This window comes from Anaerobiospirillum thomasii, assembly GCF_900445255.1.
GTDB lineage: Bacteria > Pseudomonadota > Gammaproteobacteria > Enterobacterales > Succinivibrionaceae > Anaerobiospirillum_A > Anaerobiospirillum_A thomasii.
Map to the genome: position 1 here is coordinate 173,145 of NZ_UAPU01000005.1, position 19,551 is coordinate 192,695.

Here is a 19,551-nt window from a genome sequence, read left to right on the forward strand (position 1 = left end):
TAAAAATAGTGTCCCGCCCAAAAACGCACAAGGCGTCTTCATGGCAATAATTGTAGCAGAAGAAGATACTCTTGTTAAAGAGGTATACAGAAAATCAAATAAAACCGGGAAGCGTGAGCTAGTACCAGTGCTTACGCTAAAGCCGGGCGTTGTGGTCAAATGCCGGTATTGCGGTCAGCCTATGATACGTTATGGTATAACCGGTTATAAAAAGCATATTGAAGACATTCGCCACGGAACTCCTACAAAGATCTTTCACCTGCAGATTCTAACCTGTCCCAATAAAGAAAAATGCCGTGACATAACATCAGGCAAAGATCCTCAAGGCAACAGCAATAAAGCAACCCATGTTCTGCTGCCTGATTATGCCTGCCCAGGTTTAAGAGTACAGTCAGACACAGCAGAAGATCTTGCCAAGGCCAATAAAGAGATACAGCATTTAAAGGGACAGTTTAATCACACTAACCTGTCATGGCCCAGAATAGAGCTATATATCTCTCAGAGTAAGCTTTTACACAAGCTCAAAGAAGAGTACGTTAATTTTAGATATTTTGTCATAAAAGCTCTTGGTCCCTTAGGAAAACACCTATCAATGCCCGTTGAAACGGTGCTATCTCATGCTCAAAATGTTTTTGAAACTTATAGTTTAAATTTTAACAGGGCACCTGTTAAAACCAGAGGCAAAGCTTTTGATATACAAGGAAAAAACAAATTTAGAATTTTTGGTGTCTACTGTTGCTCGCAGTTTGTCAACGACCCACCCATACACCTAAAACATAATTGGGTGATCTCCTGCAATAACATGATAATCAAAGAGCCAGATGACAGCTCTTAGTCATTTGTTTTATAGGAGATTCTATAAATGACCAATATTAAACAAAGAATTAAAGATTTAAATGATGATCCAAAGAGTTACAGAATGAGGGTTATTGCGCCCATTGTGTCACTTAAGAAAGATGCCAATGGGAAAAATTCGAAGAAGCGTGTGGCTATGATAAAACAGGTTGCAGCAGAGCAGTGCTTATCTGTGAGAACTATTGAGCGCTGGGTTGACCAATATGAACAATTTGGTCTGCAAGGACTTGAGCCAAAGTATAAGAAGTTTCGCTCAGATATAAGGAGGTTCATCAGTTTTGAGAGTCTACTAGATGAAGCAATAGTCTTGCGCAGGCAATGTCCTACCATTTCAGTAGTTGAGATCATTAAATGTCTGGAAGAAAAACACCAAAACATAAAGGGCATTATAAAGCGCTCTACTTTACAGAGGCATTTACAGCAGAAAGGTTTTTCTCGTGGGGAGCTTTTAAGAGAGCGTGAAAAAGGAGGAACAGCATTTTTCGGAGCCTATCGTAAAAAGCTCCCTATGGAGCAGGTTCAGGCAGATATTAAAATAGCTGGAAAATCATTTTGTGTTAATGAGCAGGGCATGCCAGTAACCCCATATATCCATCTATGGATGGACAATGCCTCACGCATGATCCTCGTGGCAACCATATCTGACACCCAGGATAACAGCCTGGTTCTGTCATCTTTTAGAGAGCTTGTTACAGGCTATGGTATTCCAATGAGCATTCTTACAGATCAGGGCTCTGTATATAAGAGCGCTGCAATGGAGCATTGCACCAGCACTTTAGGAGTTCCTCATAAGCGCTCAAAACCATATAAACCTCAGAGCAAAGGGGCAATTGAACGTTTAAATGGTACTTTAGATAAAGTATTAAAGCAGCTTGAAGGTATGAATAATGTAAAGCTGAGTATGGTTGAATTACTTGTAAAACAGTGGGTTGCAGAGTACAACGAAACACCACATTCAGCTCTAACCGAAAATATGGGAACAGATGCAGAGGTAACACTATCCCCTAAAGAATATTTTTACAAATATATAGAGCCTGTAGCAAGACCTGTAGATGATATTGTGAATCTGGCCTTTACTATGGAGTACTCTCGTAAGGTCCTCAAGGATGGCGTCATACACATAAAAGGCCGTTATTACAAGTTGCCTGCAAATAGCGCCAAAAGTGGAGAGTATGTGGTCGTGCACTGCTCTTTAGTGGGCAATTCAGTGGAGCTTGTACAGGAGCTTACTGAGGAAGAAAAAAAAGAAAGCCTCTCACAGAGCATGTATAAATTTATACCGCTGTATGAGCGTGAAATCAAAGAGAATATTGACTTTACCGAACGTGCATCTGATAGATCAGAAGACATGCCTCAGTCTTTGCCTGATGAAATAAAGCCAACTATACAAAGGCTCGCCCGCAGGTTGTATAAGGATAGAGATCTTTATACCACAGAGAAGGATTTTGAAGAGCAACTAAGGAAAGAGCTATTCCACCAAGGCTCGGCCTCCTATAGCACAGAGCCAGGAAATAGCTCTTTATACAACAAAAGCTCAATCAAGACAGATGAGGATAAATAATTATGATAAGCACTGATTTGCTAGACTACTTTAAGATGGAATATACCCCTTTTACAAATAATATTGACACTGGCTTTCTCTATCAGACAGACATTTTTAGAGGAGCATGCCTGAAGTTAAAAATGGCCATTGAGAACAACTCATTTGCATTGCTGACCGGAGTCCCTGGTACAGGTAAAAGCACACTGCTGCGCTACTTTACATCTCAGCTTAATGAAGAAAAACATACAGTGATGTATGTATCACTGTCTAATGCCACACCCAGGTGGATGTATATTGCTCCATTAAATCAGATGGGTGTAAAGTCAAAGTATTATGTCAATGATGCGCGTCTGCAGCTGCACAGAGAGATTGAGACATTAAGAAAGACCCACGGTAAAAAGGTAATTCTGATATTTGATGAGGCCCACCTGCTGGCTAATAAGTACAGTAAATTCAGCCTGCTTGAGGAGATTAGATTTTTACTCAACGGTAACAGCTATGACAGCGGATCACCGCTTACACTGATACTCTCAGGCCAAAAAGAAATTCTGTCTGTGCTCAAGACAGATAAGTGCAAGGCTATAACTCAAAGGATTATGTATTTTAGTTCTACGCAGAATCTGACAAATGAGCAGGTTGGCAGTTATATAGGATCTCATTTAAAGTGGTCAAGATGTCAAGATAATCCGTTTGAATATAGGGCCGTGGAAAAGATAGGCGATCTCTCAGGAGGAAATCCACGACTTATTAATAAGATCTGTATGCACGCTTTAAGCTATACATGCTTAAAGCGTGAAGAGAAGGTAACCGAAGCTACCGTAACTGAGGTTGCCAATAACGAGGTTATTGACCTAATTTTAAAGAATTTAAACTAGTGTTAAATTGAGCTTATCCTGTGAAGCTTCCAGGATAAGCTGTGCCTACAATCATAAGCCACCTCTCCCAATAATACAAGCCAATTGTCATCATTTTAATGAATATTAAGAAAATTTTTATAGTATTACGTCAGACTAATTGGCAGGTGGTAAAAACATTATTGCAATCATATGGTTATGACAAAAAAGAGCAGTTATAGACAACATATTTGAGCAGGTGGTGACACTATTATTGTAGGCACAAACAAGACAAGATTACGACATAATTGTAAGCAATTAGTGGCAACATACTTTAAACAGATATTGCCGACAAACTCGAGCAAATGGAGACAACAATTTGAGGTCAAAAAGGCGACAGAAATAAAGCAGTTAGTGTCAACAATAAAATAGCAGAAAAGCCATTAAATAAGGACATAATTATGAGCAATTTTAATGACAAACTAGCAGAGCATTGACATCATTTAGATTATTATTTAAAAAATCATGACATATATGCTCAATACACTCTCTTTTGACAAGGCTTAGTTTCAATGTGCCATTCTCTAAGGATTTGAGCATAAGTGTAGGATCTGACAGGGCCTTTTTATCAATTCTGCCAAGAAGAGTTTTTAAAGCGGCATTTGATAGCTGCTGTGATATTACAGTCTTAACCAGAGCCTCAAAAAAAGTATGATAGCACTGCCTGTCAGGTATAGAAAATCTCTCATAGAGCTGTTTATAATCCTGATCTTTCTCAATAAGCTTTAATACATCATCTTTATTTATTATAAAGAGATTTTCTAAGCTACCTTTCATTGCTAAACCTTAATATTTAAAAGATTGAAGTGTTCTACCTCATTTTAGATAAAATCTCAAAGATGTACACGCCAATCTGTTACTTTAAACATAAGCATACTTATCCTTATATAAAACACTCTTAGAGATCAAAAAATCTCATGTCTTTATGCAAGTATGATTTTTTTACAATATAGCCTTAAAGGTATTGAAGCCTTTGTATTTTAATTGCGTGTCTTAAAATCTGTGATCTTGGGCAGATGCTGCTAGGCTGTTGCCATTGCATTTGCTGTGAGAATATTCTACAGTCAGAGAGGATAAGGAGTTTTTATTATGAAGATTGCAGTAATAGGGGCCAATACCAGACTTGGGCGGCTTATTGTCATTGAGGCAGAGCGCAGCGGTATTCAGGTTACCTCAATTGTCAATGATTATAAGGATTTAGTAGGCAACGGTCCGGTAAAGCTCTGCTCATATACCGATCTTGTCTACAGCGATATAAATAAATTCTATGCTCTTATCGATGCCACTTCATTTTTAGATATAGCCTCATTCAGCCTTGAGCGTCTGCCATGTCTGCATGTGTGCCATCTGCTGCAAAAGGAGAATATAAAGCTTTTGTGTGTAGGCTCGCCTGCACTCTTATATACAGATAAAAGCAAAACAGAGCTCTTTGGAGATAATGAGGATATTCAAAACTCCATCAGGGGCAGTGATGCTACGCGTCAGATCTTAACCTTAAAGCGCATGCGTGATTATAACAATGTTAACTGGTCTTTGTTATGTCCACCTATGCATCTTGATGAAAAGGGCTATGGCAAGGGGCGTTATGAGTTTAGTGATGATGTGCTGCCTCTTGATGTGACAGGGCGCAGTTCCATCTCGTATAAGGATCTGTCTTTGGCCTGTATAGACTATTTAAAGCGCGGACCTAAAAGTCAAAGTGTCATCTCCGTGCGCTCTTTATGAAAAAAGCCCTTAAGTCTGACTTAAGGGCTTTTTAAACTGTTATGCCTGATTAGGCACTTGCCAGCTTTTCTTTTTTAACATTTCTCAAATGCAGAGCTGATATAGTGGCAACCATAATCACAAATACAGTGATAAGTGAGATGGAAAGATTGCCGGTAAAGCCTGCAACTATGTAGCCAATAAAGGCTGACAGGGCACAGATACTTGCATATGGTAGCTGTGTAGCTACGTGTTCAATGTGAACACAGCCGGCACCTGCTGATGAAAGAATAGTGGTATCTGAAATTGGTGAGGTGTGATCGCCAAAGACAGAGCCAGCAAGGGTAGCTGACAGAGTAATGATGGTCAGAGAACCTGTAGGGTCAATAGCCTCGGCTACAGTTACCACGATAGGGATTAAGATACCAAAAGTACCCCAGGCTGTACCTGTTGAGAAGCTTAAGAAGCCTGCAATTACGAAAATAATAGCTGGCAGGAAGTTGCCTACTAAACCTGCATCATTTTCAACTAAGGTTGAAATAAAGACAGGGGTCTGAAGCAGATCACGGCATACACCTGATATAGCCCAGGCCAGAACCAGAATCATATTGGCAGGGATCATAGCCTGTACGCCCTTTAAAACGCCCTGCATAAACTGCTTGAGGGTTAAAAGACGTCTGCCTACGAAAAGTACAAAGGCTACACCTAAGGCTGCAAAAGAGCCTAAAACTAAAGCAGGGCCTGCTGAGGTATTACCAAAGGCGGCACCTAATGTGTGATAGGCAGGATCATCACCAAAATAACCGCCTACATATAAAAGTGAGAGGGTGGCACAGATCATAAGAGCAACAATAGGCACTATCATATCAAGCACAGTACCTTTGGCTACAACATCAAAGTCCTCTTCAGATGTATCCTGCACACCGTTGAGATCACCCTTGGCGGCAGCCTGCTCTGCCTTGCGCATAGGGCCAAAATCAAAGTTACCAAGAGCTACTAAAATAACCATGGCTAAAGAGACCAGGGCATAAAAGTTCCAAGGCACGGTTGAGATAAAGGCCTCAATTTCACTTTCAAAGGCACCTGTATCCTTTAGGTTTGAGCCTACTGCTGCAGCCCATGAGGAGATAGGGGCGATAATACAGATAGGAGCAGCTGTGGCATCGATAATATAGGCAAGCTTGGCTCTTGAGATCTTATATTTATCAGTTACAGGGCGCATAACTGTGCCTACTGTCAGACAGTTAAAGTAGTCATCAATAAAGATGAAGGCACCAAGAGCTGAGGTTGAAACCAAAGCTGTCTTTTTATTCTTGATCTTGGTGGCAGCCCAGTCACCGTAGGCTCTTGATCCGCCGGCCATAGATATTACATAAACCAGGGCGCCGAGTAATGAGCAGAAGATAATAATATTAAAATCTACTTTGTTAACCATTACAGAAAAGGCATTTTCAATGGTTTTAACAGCAACAAAGTCACCGCCTATACCTATACTGTAGATTAATGTACCGGTCAGAATACCGATAATCAGAGATGAGAACACCTCTTTGGTAATTAAAGCCAGTCCTACCGCAATTACAGGAGGTAGAATAGACAGAATGCCTGCGTAATATGGCTCCATAGAAACTCCAGAATCTTTTATTGGGCACCAAATTGGTGCAAATGCATTTAAAATTGATTGGATTATAGCATATAAATAGGAGGATCGGGCAAAATAAGCGATGCTTTATCAAAATAAAGCATCGTTTTAGTGCGGAAAATCAATGAAAGTTAAACGCCCATATAACCTTCAAGCTTTTTGCTTATGACAGCAGGGGCAGCTGGCTGATTGTCATTATTCTTTGGCTCATCAGTTGTGCTGCGCTTATTGGTGTGTTCATTGCCTTTTATGGTGTTATCAGTGTCTGCAGATGAGGATCTGTCAGAATCAGAAGATCCCTCCATAGCCTTTTGAGCTTCTTCCTGTGCCTGCTCACGCATCTGAGCGCGGGCTGCATTTTCCTTTTGCTGAGCTGAAGCTGCAACTGAGCGATCGGCAGATGATGGCTGAGCAGGGGCGAGGGCTGCTGCTCTTACCTTCTGCATCTTTTCAATGGTGGCCTTTGGATCTTTTTCCTCAGAGACATCGATATTTACATGACCGCCTGTAATATATCTTTTGCCGTCAGGTCCTGTTTCATACTCATATGATGGAGCAGAGGCAAGATGACCTCCTACAGACTTATGGGTATTTTCATGCAAACGCACTTCAGCCTCGCGCTGTTTCATGCCCTCAATCTGCTTGCGCTCTTCCTCTGTCAGCTCTTTAGTCTCACCAGGCTTTTTTTCACCTTCCTTGACATCCTTGGTAGTGGCAGTTTTATCATCAGTGCTTTCATTGCCGTTTGCAGCATCTTTTGCCACAGGTGTGGCAGGTGCTGCCTCTTTGGAGTTAAGACCTAAGTAGGCTTTCAGAGCAGTGTGGCGGTTGTGTGAGAAGTGACTGTTATCCTTGTCAGAAGGTCTGTCCTTTTGCAGATCTACATTATCATTTTGCAGCTGCAGTGGCTTGGCGCTGACCTGCTGGGCAACAGCATTAAGATTCTGATACTGTTCCTGCGGCGCTATGCCATTATGTATCTGTGTTGGGCTGTTTACATTTATCATAAGCAAGATCTCCTGTTAACTGATATTAACGGCAGATGAAGTCTAATCTTTACCCACAAAAGCATTTTTTATACCACTTTTTTTATAAGTTCTTTGTTTTTTAATCTTATTTTTTACAAAGTCTAAAATTAAGTTAAAAACACTGTAAAAAGTAAGAAGCCAGGCTGTATGTAAAACAGTTATGCAAGAGCAGATGGCAGGAGAAAAATCATAGCAAAAGTGTATTTGCTCACGATTTAAAAGGTAAAGGCTCTTTTAAGATGAAGAGTGCGTGTGTGTTTAAGATGCAGCTTTGATGTAATCAAGGAAGGCAGTGGTCTTAAAGATGGCAGTAAAAAGGGCATGCTGTGCATGCCCTTAAAACCTTGCTGCTTACTGATAAAGTCTAGCCGTTAAAGTCCATAGCATTTTGCTCTGCTATAGTTTCTTTTTTGGCCTTGGCCGCATCTGCAGCCATTCTCTTTTGCTTTCTGACCATAGAGAGCCAGGCCAATGTTGTGGCAAGAGATACAATAAGCACAATAATAGTGGCCAGAGCATTAATCTCAGGTGACAGACCACGTCTTACGCTTGAGAAAATAAGCATAGGCAGTGTGGTTGAGTCAGGACCTGCAATAAAGCTTGTAATTACCAGATCGTCCATGGACATACTAAAGGAGAGCAGGAAGGCTGCCACTTCTGCTGGCATGATGGCAGGCAGAATAATAGCAAAGAATACCTTGATAGGACCTGCGCCCAGATCCATGGCGGCCTCTTCTATAGAGATATCAAGCTCTCTAAAGCGTGATCTTATAACCACTGTGGTATAGGCAGAACAGAAGGTTACATGGGCAATCCATATGGCAAAAATGCCTCTGTCTGAAAACCATGGAATAACCTCGCCTAATGTTACAAAAAGCAGCAGCAGAGCAAGACCTGTAATGACCTCAGGCAGTACCATAGGAGCTGTCATAAAGAGCACAAAGGCTGACTCGCCTTTAAACTTTCTGACACGCACGAGCACAAAGGCTGCCAGTGTGCCTATAATCACCGAGGCTGCAGCTGTCATTAAAGCTACAGTAATGGAGATTAAAACGGCCTGTCCAATCTGTGCATTGCTAAAGAGGGCTCTGTACCATTTTAAAGAAAACTCTGTCCACACTGTTACCATCTTTGACTCATTGAATGAGTAGATAATAAGCGTAAAGATTGGCAGATATAAAAATGACAGAGCTACAAACAAAACGCCAAAGCGCAGCAGTGATGATCTATTTCCCATAATTCTTCTCCTGCTCCTTACGCTCAAGCTTGTAGAACCAGACAATAGGTATTACAAGAATAATGAGCATGGTTATAGCAACAGCTGAGGCCAGTGGCCAGTCTCTGTTGTTAAAGAACTCCTGCCACAGAATACGGCCTATTAAAATAGAGCCCTTGCCTCCTAACAGCTCAGGGATTACATACTCGCCAAGAGCCGGGATGAAGACCAGGGTGGAGCCTGCCACAATACCTGATTTGGTCTGCGGCACCAGAGTTGAGAAAAAGGTCTTAAACGGTTTTGAGCCAAGATCGTAGGCTGCCTCGATAAGTGAGTAGTCAACCTTCATCAGGGCAGAGAACAGCGGTAGCACCATATATGGCAGATAGCAGTAGACAATACCGACATAGACAGCAAAGTCAGTCTGCAGCATGGCAATAGGACTGTCTATAATACCAAGGGCCATGAGCGTATCATTGATGATACCGTCCTTTTTCATAATGGTCATCCAGGCATAGATTCTCACTACAAATGAGGTCCAGCTTGGCATGATGACCAGCATAAACAGAACATTGCGCATGGCAGGTTTGCTAGTGGCTAAAGCCCAGGCTAAAGGGTAACCTATAATAAGACATAAAAGGGTTGAGAAACCTGCCACCTCAACTGATTTTAGATATGAGCGCCAGTAGGTACCCTCAGGATCGGTGAAGATGGATGTATAGTTTTCAAGATGCAGAATAATCTGCATGGCACCTTCTTCAAAGGTCACAATAGGAGAGTATGGCGGAATGGCAATTTCCGTTACTGACAGCGATATCTTGAAGATAATCAGAAAAGGCAGTAGAAAGAAAAGTATCATCCACAGATATGGCACAAAAATAAGCGCGTAGTCACGCCAGGTATTGGCATGTGTAGGATTTGACATAACTTTACTCTTCTGCTGAAAAGCACGTCTTATAAAGGTCATATTAACAACATTAAAAGACATAACAAAACCTTAAATGGTAAGAGCAATACAGGATTCAAAATCCCAGCTTAGATACACATGATCATCCCAGGTAGGCAGACCTTCTTTAAATCTGTCCACATTTGGCAGTGTGGCTGCCACAATACGGCCACTTAGGAGCTTGACATAGTAGATGGAAATATCACCAAGATAGGCAATATTCTCTACAGTGCCTTCACACCAGTTGGTAAGCTCGGCAGGCTTTTTGTGGGAGATATAGATTTTCTCAGGACGAATGGCAATGGTAAGTGGCATGCCGTCGGCCAGATCTATATCGTGTGAGAGTTCAATTGAGTGTACAAAGTCATTGGTCTTGATTAAAGACTGCTGGGCATTTGAGGTTAAAAGCACGCAGTCAAAGATATTTACAGAGCCGATAAATTCAGCGCAGAAACGGCAGTTTGGGTTTTCATAGATCTCACGTGGACCGCCTATCTGAACAAATTCACCTCTGTCCATAATGGCAATTCTGTCAGCCATGGTCATGGCTTCTTCCTGATCATGGGTTACCATAAGGCAGGTTACACCTACAGAATTGATAATATCCACAAGCTCAAGGCGCATCTGTTCACGCAGCTTTTTATCAAGCGCACCCATAGGCTCATCTAGCAGCAGGACCTTTGGCTCTTTGGCAAGAGAGCGGGCCAGGGCCACACGCTGTCTTTGTCCGCCTGAGAGCTGATGGGGTTTTCTGTCCACATAATCTTCCATGTGCACAAGTGACAGCATTTTTTCAACACGGGCATCAATTTCCTTTTTAGGCATCTTGTCCTGTTTGAGGCCAAAGGCAATATTCTGTCTTACAGTCATATATGGGAAAAGAGCATATGACTGAAACATCATATTTACAGGTCTTTTATAAGGCGGAACCTTGGTAATTTCCTGACCGTCTAGCAGTATCTGACCGGAAGTTGGGGTTTCAAAACCGGCAAGCATACGTAAAAGCGTGGATTTACCGCAGCCTGATGAGCCAAGCAGTGCAAAGATCTCACCTTCATACAAGGTCAGATCCACATCATTAACTGCAGTGAAGGCTTCAAATGACTTGGTAATGGATTTAATCTGAAGAACAGGTTTTTTATTTCTTTGCTCAGGTGTTAATTTCTGACCTGGCAGTTCACCTGCCCTGTGATTTTGATTTTTTGAACATGCAGTCTGTGCAACTGCCATGCACTCAGAAGTCTGTTCCACTGGTGCCTTATCTCCAAAAACGCTGTATTAAATACAATGTGAAAAAGGGATTCCCATAAATATGAGAGTTATTTATATTTTTTGCGTATATTAAATGATTTGACAGAAAATAAAAGTCTTTTTTGTTAAATTTAGACCTAATCTTCTTGATATATTTAAAAGATCTTATAAATCAGTATGTTGTGTGCTGAGTTTTTACAGGCAAACGTTTGTTTTTATGGAGATGCAGGGAGCTTTAAGACAGGCTTTTAGCTTTATAAAAGATGATTTTTTGTCACAGGCCTGTAAAGAGGTGCTCTAAAAAGGGCATATATAAAAATATGCCCATAAATAGCATATTCTAAAGGGTGCAGAGTGTGGCTATTTGCCAAGAGAGCTGTAGTCTTTAACCTCAGATGCACTATAGTCTGTTGTCTTTCCATCTCCTGTAAAAGAGCTCATAGAGCTCTGATCTGTAAAATCATTACTCTGATTTGTGTCGTTCTTATTTATAGGCTCATCAGGCACAGTATTATTATAAGAGTTTGATTTAGCGTCCAAATCCTCATTGACACTCTCATCTGCATCTCTTTGGGTCCTGCCTGTCTGTTGTGTGTAGCAGCCGTGATTAAAATCATCATCCTGCAGTGCAAATGGATGGGGGCCAAAACGATTGGCATATGGGCTTGAGCGGCGTGCGCATAAAACTAAAAGCGCCAGGGCACCAAGGCTTGAGAGCAGCAGCAAAAACAGCCACAGACCAGAGAGGTTGCTGTCATGCAGACGTCTTGATGTAACAGCCATCAGTGGAATAAATAAAAAGATGACTATGCCCACTATCACGTTATTTACGATATTGCCTGAAAAAAAGTTGGAGGCATAGATGCTAAAGATGGACATGCCAATAAAGGAGAGTACATAAAAGAGAAAAAAGAACCAGAACTCTTTGCGGCAGGCTCTGCCTTTAAAGTTAAAATATTTTTTGCTAAGACATATCTCAATTGCTTCTATAAATGTCATAAACCCTCAGGCTCCTTTAGGGTGCTTTTGTTGTTTATAAGTTATCTTTAAGTAAAGTAGCAGATAAAGCTGCCATTAGTTTAAAGCATACTCTTATCCTAGAGTGTGAATAAAGACAGGCATTAAGACATAGCTTGGCTCACTATTTAATTTAGAGCCATAACTTTGTGCACAGCCTTTTAGTATAGGCAGCCTTTTAATATAAATTTAACAATAACTATAGATAATTTTAAATAAATTGGCAATAAAAGGCCTGTGAGTACATGCTGTAAAATTATGTTATATATAATAAAGATTATTACAATGATGTGTTTTTTAAGCTATCGCAAGGATATTGTAGTGCATGATGTCTACCGTGGCTTTGATAATGGCATCTATATGCTTATCAATACTGACAGGCAGAATATGCTAGGCAAAAGTAAGGAGGTGCAGGGCACCAAACTGGTAAAACTGCCCGATCCTGCAAAACTTGAGGCTGGCAGGATAAATACAGGTGTGACCCTCCTTGATGAGTTTTTTAATAACAAAGCAGTAAGAGAAGATTTTTATCCAAAGCTATATTCAATGTTAAATGAGCATTTTGATGGAGTGCCGTTTGACTTTAGCTTGTAGATTAATAAGCGGCCTTTTTGTGTATAAGTGTTGTTGTTCTCCATACTCTTGCAATACTATATAGAAAAAGGCTTACACCAAGCTGCATATTTTAATATTAGTCTATTAACGTGTGCAGCTTTTTTATTTATAAAAAGCCAGGATTATATAACATATGAACTGATTAAAGATGGGTGATAGGAGCGCTTGATATTAAGAGTACAGATTTTTTTAAGTGACTTAGCCATCATCTCCATTTATAAAAGTCATGGGGATTGTGGCTAAATCACTATGCAATAAAAGCTTTTATCTTGGAAGGTTGTCTACAGTGCCATTATCAAGTCTGTCCTGAGAGGCTCCATCTAGTCTTGCAGCACCAGCACTGGCAGTATTCTCATCATGATTTTGTGATCTGTCATATTTAAAATCACGGTAGGTATTGTATTCATTTTCATGAACATCCTCACCATAGCGGTTTGGACCCCTGGTGCCTGGCAGGGCGGCTATGATTAAAATGGCAATAATACCAAAGGTTGGCAGTAGCAGGAGTAAAAGCCACCAGGCTGACATATCTCTGTCATGCAGACGTCTTGATAGTACGGCAAACTCTGGGATGATAAGCAAAAATACTGTCAGAGCACAGAGAATTACAAAAATTATGCCAAAGACAAAGCCTGCAGCCGGCAACCCCATGGCGGTAAACAGAGCCAGAAACGATAGATATACAATAGTTAAAATGCCGCCCAGGACAAAATCGAGTATGACAAGAAAGAGCTGGAACCACCAGAATTCAGAGCGGGTGGCACGGCCTTTCAAGGTTGCAAATTTTGAAAAAAGACAGGTTCTGACAGCCTGAGTAAATTCCATAATTTATGTTCCCATTCAATAATGTTGAAAAATCAAAGTTCTGTGATATTTTCAGTATCACCAAAGCGATTGGCGCCGTATGTGCCCTCAAAAATACAAATTATAAAGAGTGCCAGTACTCCAAATGATGGTATGAGCATAAGCAGCAGCCACCAGGCAGACATATCTCTGTCATGCAGGCGCCTTGCGGTTACAGCAAGAAAAGGAATAAAAAGGGCAAAGAGTGCCAGTACAGCAACAAGCATTAAAATACCGCCGACAATAAGACCTGCAGCTGGCAGTATGACTGCTATAGACATGGAGAAAAGGTAGATAAGAGATATAAACACTCCGGCTGCCAGGTTTACCAGCAGCAAAAATAAAATAAACAGCCAGAACTCCTTAGGATCGGCTCTGCCCTGGAACGAAGCATATTTGTGCCACAGACAGGTGTGTATAACCTGTTCAAACTCTTTTAGAAACTGCACCATGTACTCCTTTTGTTTTTATAATGGCACATGTGAATATTATAATACAAAAATGCTACAGCTGGATTTGCACCTTAAAGTGAATTACAATTTTACAATCTATTTCTTAGGAAACCTGACATGGAAAGCTTTGATTTGTGTAATACCACCCGTCTTATCTATGGACGCGGCAGGGAAAACGACGTAGGACAGATTGTAAAAAATCATGGTGGCCGCAAGGTGCTTATACATTATGGCCGTCACAATGCACAAAAATCAGGACTGCTTGAGCGTATCAAACGCTCCTTTGACCGTGTAGGTATTGAGTTTTATGAGCTTGGCAATGTCGTGGTCAATCCCCGTGCCATGAAAGTCTATGAAGGTATTGAGCTGTGTCGTGAGCGCGAGATTGATTTTATCCTGGCAATTGGCGGCAGCTCTGTAATTGACAGTGCCAAAGCCATAGCCGGCGGTGTCTTTTATGATGGTGATTTTTGGGATATTTTCACAAAGAAAAAACATATATACAGATCGCTGCCAATAGGTGCCGTACTGACCATGCCGGCAGCAGGCTCTGAGTGCAGTGTACATACAATTATAACTAAAGATATAGATGGCACCTTAGTCAAGCAGCATGCCAAATCTGAGGCCTTTGTGCCTGTCTTTGCCATTTTAAATCCTGAGCTGACACGCTCTTTAGCTCCAATTGATATGGGCTATGTATGCGTGGATATGTTCTGTCATGTACTCTCGCGCTACTTTTCAAATACACAGGATGCGCCTTTGACAGATATGATCTGTGAGTCCATATTAAAGACTATTGTGGATAATATGCTTATTGTCTTTGAAGATCCTGACAATTATGAGGCAAGAGCCAATCTGATGTGGGCCGGTACCATTGCCCACAGTGATCTCTATGGAGCAGGACGGCAGCAGGACTGGTCTACACATATTATAGAAAGAGCCATATCCACGCTTTTTGACACAGTGCATGGCGCAGGGCTTGCTGTGGTACTGCCAGCCTATCTTGAATTTGTTAAAAATCATGATCTGACGCGTATGGCACAGTTTGCAAGCCGCGTATTCAATGTTTCATGCAATTTTGAAAATCTGGCTCAGACTGCAGGCGAGGGAATAAGTCGCCTGAGAGATTTTCTGCACTCATGCTCTATGCCGCAGTCACTTGGTGATCTTAATATAGACAGTGTGCATATAAGTGAAATTGTTAAAAATATTGATTTTGAGGGCAATGAGACTATAGGCACCTACAGAGAGCTAAATCGTATAGACTGCTCTGCCATTTTAACTTTAGCCAATAATTTTGGCAGATAATTTATAAAAAGGCTTATCCTGCCCAATACAGATAAGGGCAGGTATTAATCAGATCTTATTCTTTATTGGCCATATCATAAAGATTGCCAACAGCAGCTGAGCTGTTTTTACTCTCAGATGCTATCTCATCTTTTTTAACACTATCTGTACCATCTTTATCAGGGCTTAGCGTGTCACTGTCTGACAGGTCTGTACTCTTTGCTGTATCTTTAACTGCATCTTTAGTATCTGCAGTCTCATCATGGCTAGTGCTGTCATTGCTCTGATCCAGATCTTTTGAGTCTGCAACACTGTCAGTTATAGACAGATCATGGCTTTTTGCATCATGAATATTATCTGTAATCTGTACAGCTTTTAAAGATGTGTCATTTTCATCAGCATTTGTCTTATTATCAAATCCACTGTTGTCACAATCTTTAGAGTCTGTACTGCCACTGCCATGTAAGCTTGCAGGTTCATTATCAGTCTCTTGTGAGCCATCAGTACTCTTATCTTTTGTATCAGACTTAAGATCAGAGGTCTGACTATCTTCAGGCTGTCTATTGTCTGTCTTGTCTAAAGAGTCAGTGTTAGTTTCATCTTTTTGGTGTGCTGCATCTGCAGTTACATCTTTAGCTGCAGCTGATGGCATGGATTTACTGTTTTGATCAGAGACAACAGTATCCTTTGTAGTCACAGCAGTGTCCTCAACAGCAGCTTTCTTTCTAAAGAGCTTTTTAACAGGGGAGAGCAGGCTTTCAGTGAGCGCGCTTATACCTGATATGGATGATTTTTTAGAGGCAACTGTCTCTGAGCTTATTTTGCTGTCAAAGACAATTGAGCTTATAAAATCAACAATATACATACCCATGGAGCTGTGCACACGCTCTGTAGGATAGGAGCAGTCATTGCCTTTTAAGGCCAGGGTAATGGATGGTATGTTGAAAAAGTAATAGTTTTCAATAGATAAAGGTGAAATTGGTTTTATTTGCTGCAGAGAGCGATCAAGGGCAATAGGATGCAGGAAATTGGCATCGGTGTGGGTAAAGGTGCTCTCTGAAAGGCAGATGCCTGGATATCTGTCTTTGAGGGAATTTACAACCTTATCTAAAATCAGCATAGTGTCTCTGTCTTTTTGAGAGTAGTTTTGTATATTCTGCTGCGGGATAAAGTCATTGTGGACATAAATAATAATTGATGGTTGTGGCAGGCGGGCCAGATCATTTAATCTGTCAATAATGGCATGATTAATCTGCTCGCTGCCAAGTCCGTCACGGCGGCACTTTTCAGACAGGGCATCAATAGCCGAATGCAGATCTCCTTTATAAACCTTGGAGGCTCTTTTAAACAGATCCTCAAAAGTTATAACTTCAGCATCTAAAACCTCAGGTATAAATTCCTTTTTCTCAATGGAGCTTAAAAGATTCTGTCTGTCATCTAAAAGATCAGAGCACTCTTCAATAGAGCGGGCGCAGATTTCTTTAAACTCATCAATGGCATCATTGAAGTCAAGATTGAAAAACGGCAGGGAAAAGCTTATCTGAATGGAATCAGGAGAGCTTAAGGATGCACATTGTCTGTAATTTATGTTATTGAAAATAGGCAGCTGCACTTTTGATGATATATGCTGCAACACGCGCGGATTTAACTCAATATTCTTGCACAGTATGGAAGTTAAAAGCGAGGAGCTAAAGCCTGAGAACGGGGAGTTTGGAGAGGAGCCGCGTCCTAGAATATAAAAGCCTATGGTTAAAAGACCGCTGTTGCTTGTATAGATCTCAAGTCTGTCATTATGCTCAAGTCTGTCATCGCAGGGCCTGGTGCTAAGTGATAAAAGAGGATTTAAATTTCTTCTTTTAATTAAAAGATCAAGGTATTCAAGTGAACTTTTAATGCCTCTGTTGTCAATAAGTGAATTTGACAGGCATAAAAAGATGATATTGACGTTAAGCTCATCCTGTATTTCAGAGAGTTCCTTAACCATGGCTATCATGGTGGCCAGGCTGTATTTGCACTGCAGTACACCAAGGCCGAACATATAATCATGTGGATTGTATTTAAGGCCGGCGCTTAACTCAATTATTCTCTCTTTTAAATCATCGGCCTTAAAGGCATAGGGTTTGTACTGTGCAAAGCGCTCAGCTGAGAGGGTGTCGACATTGGCCACAAGAATAATAGTGTCATTGACAGGCTTTTTCTTATTCTCCACAAAGGCCAGAATAGAATTGTTTTTCTGATCGTCGTGGGGAATATATAAAAGATCCTTGCTATAGCGCTTAAAGTATGAAAAATCGCTAAGGCCATCATAGATAGCCTTTATAATTACGCTCTCACCCTTTGAGTTGCTGATACTTGGTATGGATACCAGCCAGTTGGTAAGCAGATCTATTTCTTCTTTGATATTGCCTTTTATCACTTGATATCTATCTTTTAGTTGGTGCTTTTGGCAAGTGAGTCCTTATAGAGATCGCTCTTAAAGGCCTGCACATTGTTATTAAACTTTTCCTTTTGACGCAATGCCAGCTGTGGATGATTTGATTTTGGCAGATCAATCTTCAACGGATTAACAGCCCTGTCATTGATACGTATCTCATAGTGCAGATGCGGACCTGAGGTACGGCCTGTATTGCCTGTTTTGGCAATGACCTGACCTACAGTAACTTTCTGACCGCGTCTGGCCTCCATTTTGGATAAATGCATATAAACGGTTGAATAATCACCCTGATGACGGATAATCATATAATAGCCTGCCGCTCTCTGATAGCCTGCAAAGGTGACTACACCATCAGCAGGAGCATAGACAGGAGTGCCGATGCTGGCCTTAAAGTCAACACCCTTGTGCGGTGCTATGCGTCTTGTCACAGGGTGACGGCGCTGTGGATTGAAATGTGAGGTGATTTCAATCTTGCCGGCAAGAGGGAAGCGTCTGAAGACACCAATAGATGGTGTATAGCCTTTTTCCTCATACAGTATGCCATCAGAAGGATTGCGATAGAGCACAGTGGTGCCCTGCTTTTGGGATTTTATCTCAAAGGCATTGATTAAAGCCTGTGTGCCTATACCGTTGAACAGCACTCTAAAGCTGTCGCCTGTATTGACTTTGGCAAGATTAAGCTTGCCCTTTGAGTATTTTTCGATAGTTTCAATCTCTGTAGGAGTAAGCCCAGCTCTGTGGGCGGCCTTTTTAAAGCTCTCACCTTTTTGCACAGAGGCTATGACCAGGCGCGGACGCTTTGGATTGTGATTGAGGTTTTTAAGTCGTTCCTGCTCTTTTTTAATGGCAAGCTGTCTTTGCTCTTCACGCAGCTCACGCTCTTTTTGTGCAGCTACGGCAAGAGGCATGGTATCAGCGTTTTTAAAGGTCTTTATCAGATCTTTACTGTCCACATGTGTATTTAATGCCTCGTAGACAACGCTAAATCCGTCATTGGCGTGCATACGGGTAAAGCGCACCTGAGTGTTATCATCAAGAGGCTTGACCACTTCCATTACAATATTTTTATTATCAACTAAAAAGTGTATGCTCTCACCTATTCTAAGCTGCAGATCGTTTTTCTTGGCCACAGCTGTAAGCTTGTTTAAAGTGGCATAAGGCAGACTTAAATAGCTAAAAATTTGAGAGAGGGTATCGCCAGACTGCACAGTTTGTGTATACCACATGCCTTTAGGACGTGGCAGTGCATTTTTCTTGGCATCGCCTGGCTTTTTATCAGATACGGCAGCAACAACCTGGGCAGGCTGTGACACTTCCTTTACAGGCTCATCAATCTGTGGAGCTGTAGCAGGGGCTGTGGCTGTAACTATAGGATCCTTACTGTCAAAGAGGGCAGATGGCAGATCGTAATCTTCATAGTTTTCCTTGGAGTTATCTGCAGTTTTGGCAGATGAGATATCAGCTATGATTTTATTGTCATCTGATTCAAGATATTCCTGACTGGCAAGATTAATGGTCCCAGACAGATCTGGGCTGAATAGGTGCATAGGCAGCACCAGAGCTACTGACACTATAATTGTTGTACTTATTGCAAAGATATGTTTGGGAGATACTATAAACTTGCTTTGTGTATCGGCAGCGCAAACAAAATCTTCCTGTCTAATCTGACGTGAATATCTAACCTTGACCATAATGGCTTAAAATTTTAACACAATAGGGATCTATTATTAACCCAAAATTAAAAATAAAGAAAAATCATGCATTAGACACCTATATGATACTTTTGTTCACTTTTTTACAAAATTTTTTAAAAGACGAGTTTTATGAT

Annotated in this window: 17 protein-coding genes; 6 read left to right on the top strand and 11 right to left on the bottom strand. The window is 41.1% G+C overall.

The genetic code is table 11. The features are described 5' to 3' along the window. Positions 1 to 40: 40 nt before the first annotated feature. From DRZ93_RS01130 to DRZ93_RS01140, 3 genes are read left to right on the top strand one after another with little or no spacing between them, the layout of a single operon-like run. Positions 41 to 835 carry a hypothetical protein gene (locus tag DRZ93_RS01130; protein WP_113742927.1) on the top strand — a complete coding sequence of 265 codons (795 nt, stop codon included), beginning with the start codon at positions 41 to 43 and terminating at the stop codon, positions 833 to 835. A 27-nt stretch (positions 836 to 862) separates the two neighbouring features. Continuing rightward, positions 863 to 2,416, top strand: a complete 1,554-nt coding sequence (locus DRZ93_RS01135) for a DDE-type integrase/transposase/recombinase (RefSeq protein ID WP_113745562.1) — start codon at positions 863 to 865, stop codon at positions 2,414 to 2,416. 2 nt (positions 2,417 to 2,418) lie between these two features. After that, positions 2,419 to 3,273, top strand: a complete 855-nt coding sequence (locus tag DRZ93_RS01140) for an ExeA family protein (RefSeq protein WP_113742925.1) — start codon at positions 2,419 to 2,421, stop codon at positions 3,271 to 3,273. 429 nt (positions 3,274 to 3,702) lie between these two features. On the opposite strand, the gene DRZ93_RS01145 is transcribed toward DRZ93_RS01140, so the two are convergent. Then, the gene (locus tag DRZ93_RS01145; RefSeq protein ID WP_113745563.1) at positions 3,703 to 4,068 is read right to left on the bottom strand and encodes a hypothetical protein; all 366 of its coding nucleotides are present in this window, start codon (positions 4,066 to 4,068) and stop codon (positions 3,703 to 3,705) included. A gap of 312 nt (positions 4,069 to 4,380) precedes the next feature. Here DRZ93_RS01145 and DRZ93_RS01150 point away from each other — a divergent pair, with 312 nt between their 5' ends. Continuing rightward, on the top strand, positions 4,381 to 5,016 hold the full coding sequence (locus DRZ93_RS01150; RefSeq protein ID WP_113744322.1) for a Rossmann-fold NAD(P)-binding domain-containing protein: 636 nt from the start codon (positions 4,381 to 4,383) through the stop codon (positions 5,014 to 5,016). Between the two features lie 49 nt (positions 5,017 to 5,065). Here the strand turns inward: DRZ93_RS01150 and DRZ93_RS01155 are convergent, their stop codons facing one another. From DRZ93_RS01155 to DRZ93_RS01180, 6 genes are all read right to left on the bottom strand, one after another. Then, the gene (locus tag DRZ93_RS01155) at positions 5,066 to 6,616 is read right to left on the bottom strand and encodes a Na+/H+ antiporter NhaC family protein (RefSeq protein ID WP_113744323.1); all 1,551 of its coding nucleotides are present in this window, start codon (positions 6,614 to 6,616) and stop codon (positions 5,066 to 5,068) included. 149 nt (positions 6,617 to 6,765) lie between these two features. Continuing rightward, entirely contained in the window at positions 6,766 to 7,641 is an 876-nt protein-coding gene (locus DRZ93_RS01160; RefSeq protein ID WP_113745564.1) for a putative metalloprotease CJM1_0395 family protein, read from the bottom strand. A gap of 385 nt (positions 7,642 to 8,026) precedes the next feature. Beyond that, entirely contained in the window at positions 8,027 to 8,899 is an 873-nt protein-coding gene (locus DRZ93_RS01165; protein ID WP_172457982.1) for an ABC transporter permease subunit, read from the bottom strand. Continuing rightward, complete coding sequence (locus tag DRZ93_RS01170; RefSeq protein WP_342767045.1) at positions 8,889 to 9,866, bottom strand: ABC transporter permease subunit; 978 nt, start codon at positions 9,864 to 9,866, stop codon at positions 8,889 to 8,891. The genes DRZ93_RS01165 and DRZ93_RS01170 overlap by 11 nt, the downstream gene beginning before the upstream one ends. A gap of 9 nt (positions 9,867 to 9,875) precedes the next feature. After that, a complete protein-coding gene (gene potA / locus DRZ93_RS01175) occupies positions 9,876 to 11,075 on the bottom strand; it encodes a polyamine ABC transporter ATP-binding protein (RefSeq protein ID WP_245933758.1) in 1,200 nt (399 codons plus the stop codon). Positions 11,076 to 11,435: 360 nt separating this feature from the next. Then, a complete protein-coding gene (locus DRZ93_RS01180) occupies positions 11,436 to 12,074 on the bottom strand; it encodes a DUF805 domain-containing protein (protein WP_113745565.1) in 639 nt (212 codons plus the stop codon). 276 nt (positions 12,075 to 12,350) lie between these two features. On the opposite strand from DRZ93_RS01180, the gene DRZ93_RS01185 reads away from it, so the two are divergent. Further along, entirely contained in the window at positions 12,351 to 12,686 is a 336-nt protein-coding gene (locus DRZ93_RS01185) for a hypothetical protein (RefSeq protein WP_172457983.1), read from the top strand. A 285-nt stretch (positions 12,687 to 12,971) separates the two neighbouring features. On the opposite strand, the gene DRZ93_RS01190 is transcribed toward DRZ93_RS01185, so the two are convergent. Together DRZ93_RS01190 and DRZ93_RS01195 are read right to left on the bottom strand one after the other, a co-directional pair. Beyond that, complete coding sequence (locus DRZ93_RS01190; RefSeq protein ID WP_113745567.1) at positions 12,972 to 13,532, bottom strand: DUF805 domain-containing protein; 561 nt, start codon at positions 13,530 to 13,532, stop codon at positions 12,972 to 12,974. 32 nt (positions 13,533 to 13,564) lie between these two features. Further along, entirely contained in the window at positions 13,565 to 14,002 is a 438-nt protein-coding gene (locus DRZ93_RS01195) for a DUF805 domain-containing protein (RefSeq protein WP_113745568.1), read from the bottom strand. 117 nt (positions 14,003 to 14,119) lie between these two features. Between DRZ93_RS01195 and DRZ93_RS01200 the strand changes: the two genes are divergently transcribed. Next, on the top strand, positions 14,120 to 15,310 hold the full coding sequence (locus DRZ93_RS01200; protein ID WP_113745569.1) for an iron-containing alcohol dehydrogenase: 1,191 nt from the start codon (positions 14,120 to 14,122) through the stop codon (positions 15,308 to 15,310). Positions 15,311 to 15,365: 55 nt separating this feature from the next. Here the strand turns inward: DRZ93_RS01200 and DRZ93_RS01205 are convergent, their stop codons facing one another. Together DRZ93_RS01205 and DRZ93_RS01210 are read right to left on the bottom strand one after the other, a co-directional pair. Next, entirely contained in the window at positions 15,366 to 17,705 is a 2,340-nt protein-coding gene (locus DRZ93_RS01205; RefSeq protein ID WP_113745570.1) for a hypothetical protein, read from the bottom strand. A 14-nt stretch (positions 17,706 to 17,719) separates the two neighbouring features. Beyond that, complete coding sequence (locus DRZ93_RS01210) at positions 17,720 to 19,414, bottom strand: peptidoglycan DD-metalloendopeptidase family protein (protein WP_113745571.1); 1,695 nt, start codon at positions 19,412 to 19,414, stop codon at positions 17,720 to 17,722. Positions 19,415 to 19,551: the final 137 nt, after the last annotated feature.

Coding starts and splice junctions, on each gene's coding strand:
- DRZ93_RS01160 (WP_113745564.1), bottom strand. CDS start 7,641: ATGATAAATGTAAACAGCCCAACACAGATACATAATGGCATAGCGCCG.
- DRZ93_RS01145 (WP_113745563.1), bottom strand. CDS start 4,068: ATGAAAGGTAGCTTAGAAAATCTCTTTATAATAAATAAAGATGATGTA.
- DRZ93_RS01135 (WP_113745562.1), top strand. CDS start 863: ATGACCAATATTAAACAAAGAATTAAAGATTTAAATGATGATCCAAAG.
- DRZ93_RS01185 (WP_172457983.1), top strand. CDS start 12,351: ATGTTATATATAATAAAGATTATTACAATGATGTGTTTTTTAAGCTAT.
- DRZ93_RS01140 (WP_113742925.1), top strand. CDS start 2,419: ATGATAAGCACTGATTTGCTAGACTACTTTAAGATGGAATATACCCCT.
- DRZ93_RS01210 (WP_113745571.1), bottom strand. CDS start 19,414: ATGGTCAAGGTTAGATATTCACGTCAGATTAGACAGGAAGATTTTGTT.
- DRZ93_RS01130 (WP_113742927.1), top strand. CDS start 41: ATGGCAATAATTGTAGCAGAAGAAGATACTCTTGTTAAAGAGGTATAC.
- DRZ93_RS01170 (WP_342767045.1), bottom strand. CDS start 9,866: ATGTCTTTTAATGTTGTTAATATGACCTTTATAAGACGTGCTTTTCAG.
- DRZ93_RS01150 (WP_113744322.1), top strand. CDS start 4,381: ATGAAGATTGCAGTAATAGGGGCCAATACCAGACTTGGGCGGCTTATT.
- DRZ93_RS01195 (WP_113745568.1), bottom strand. CDS start 14,002: ATGGTGCAGTTTCTAAAAGAGTTTGAACAGGTTATACACACCTGTCTG.
- DRZ93_RS01200 (WP_113745569.1), top strand. CDS start 14,120: ATGGAAAGCTTTGATTTGTGTAATACCACCCGTCTTATCTATGGACGC.
- DRZ93_RS01180 (WP_113745565.1), bottom strand. CDS start 12,074: ATGACATTTATAGAAGCAATTGAGATATGTCTTAGCAAAAAATATTTT.
- DRZ93_RS01165 (WP_172457982.1), bottom strand. CDS start 8,899: ATGGGAAATAGATCATCACTGCTGCGCTTTGGCGTTTTGTTTGTAGCT.
- DRZ93_RS01190 (WP_113745567.1), bottom strand. CDS start 13,532: ATGGAATTTACTCAGGCTGTCAGAACCTGTCTTTTTTCAAAATTTGCA.
- DRZ93_RS01155 (WP_113744323.1), bottom strand. CDS start 6,616: ATGGAGCCATATTACGCAGGCATTCTGTCTATTCTACCTCCTGTAATT.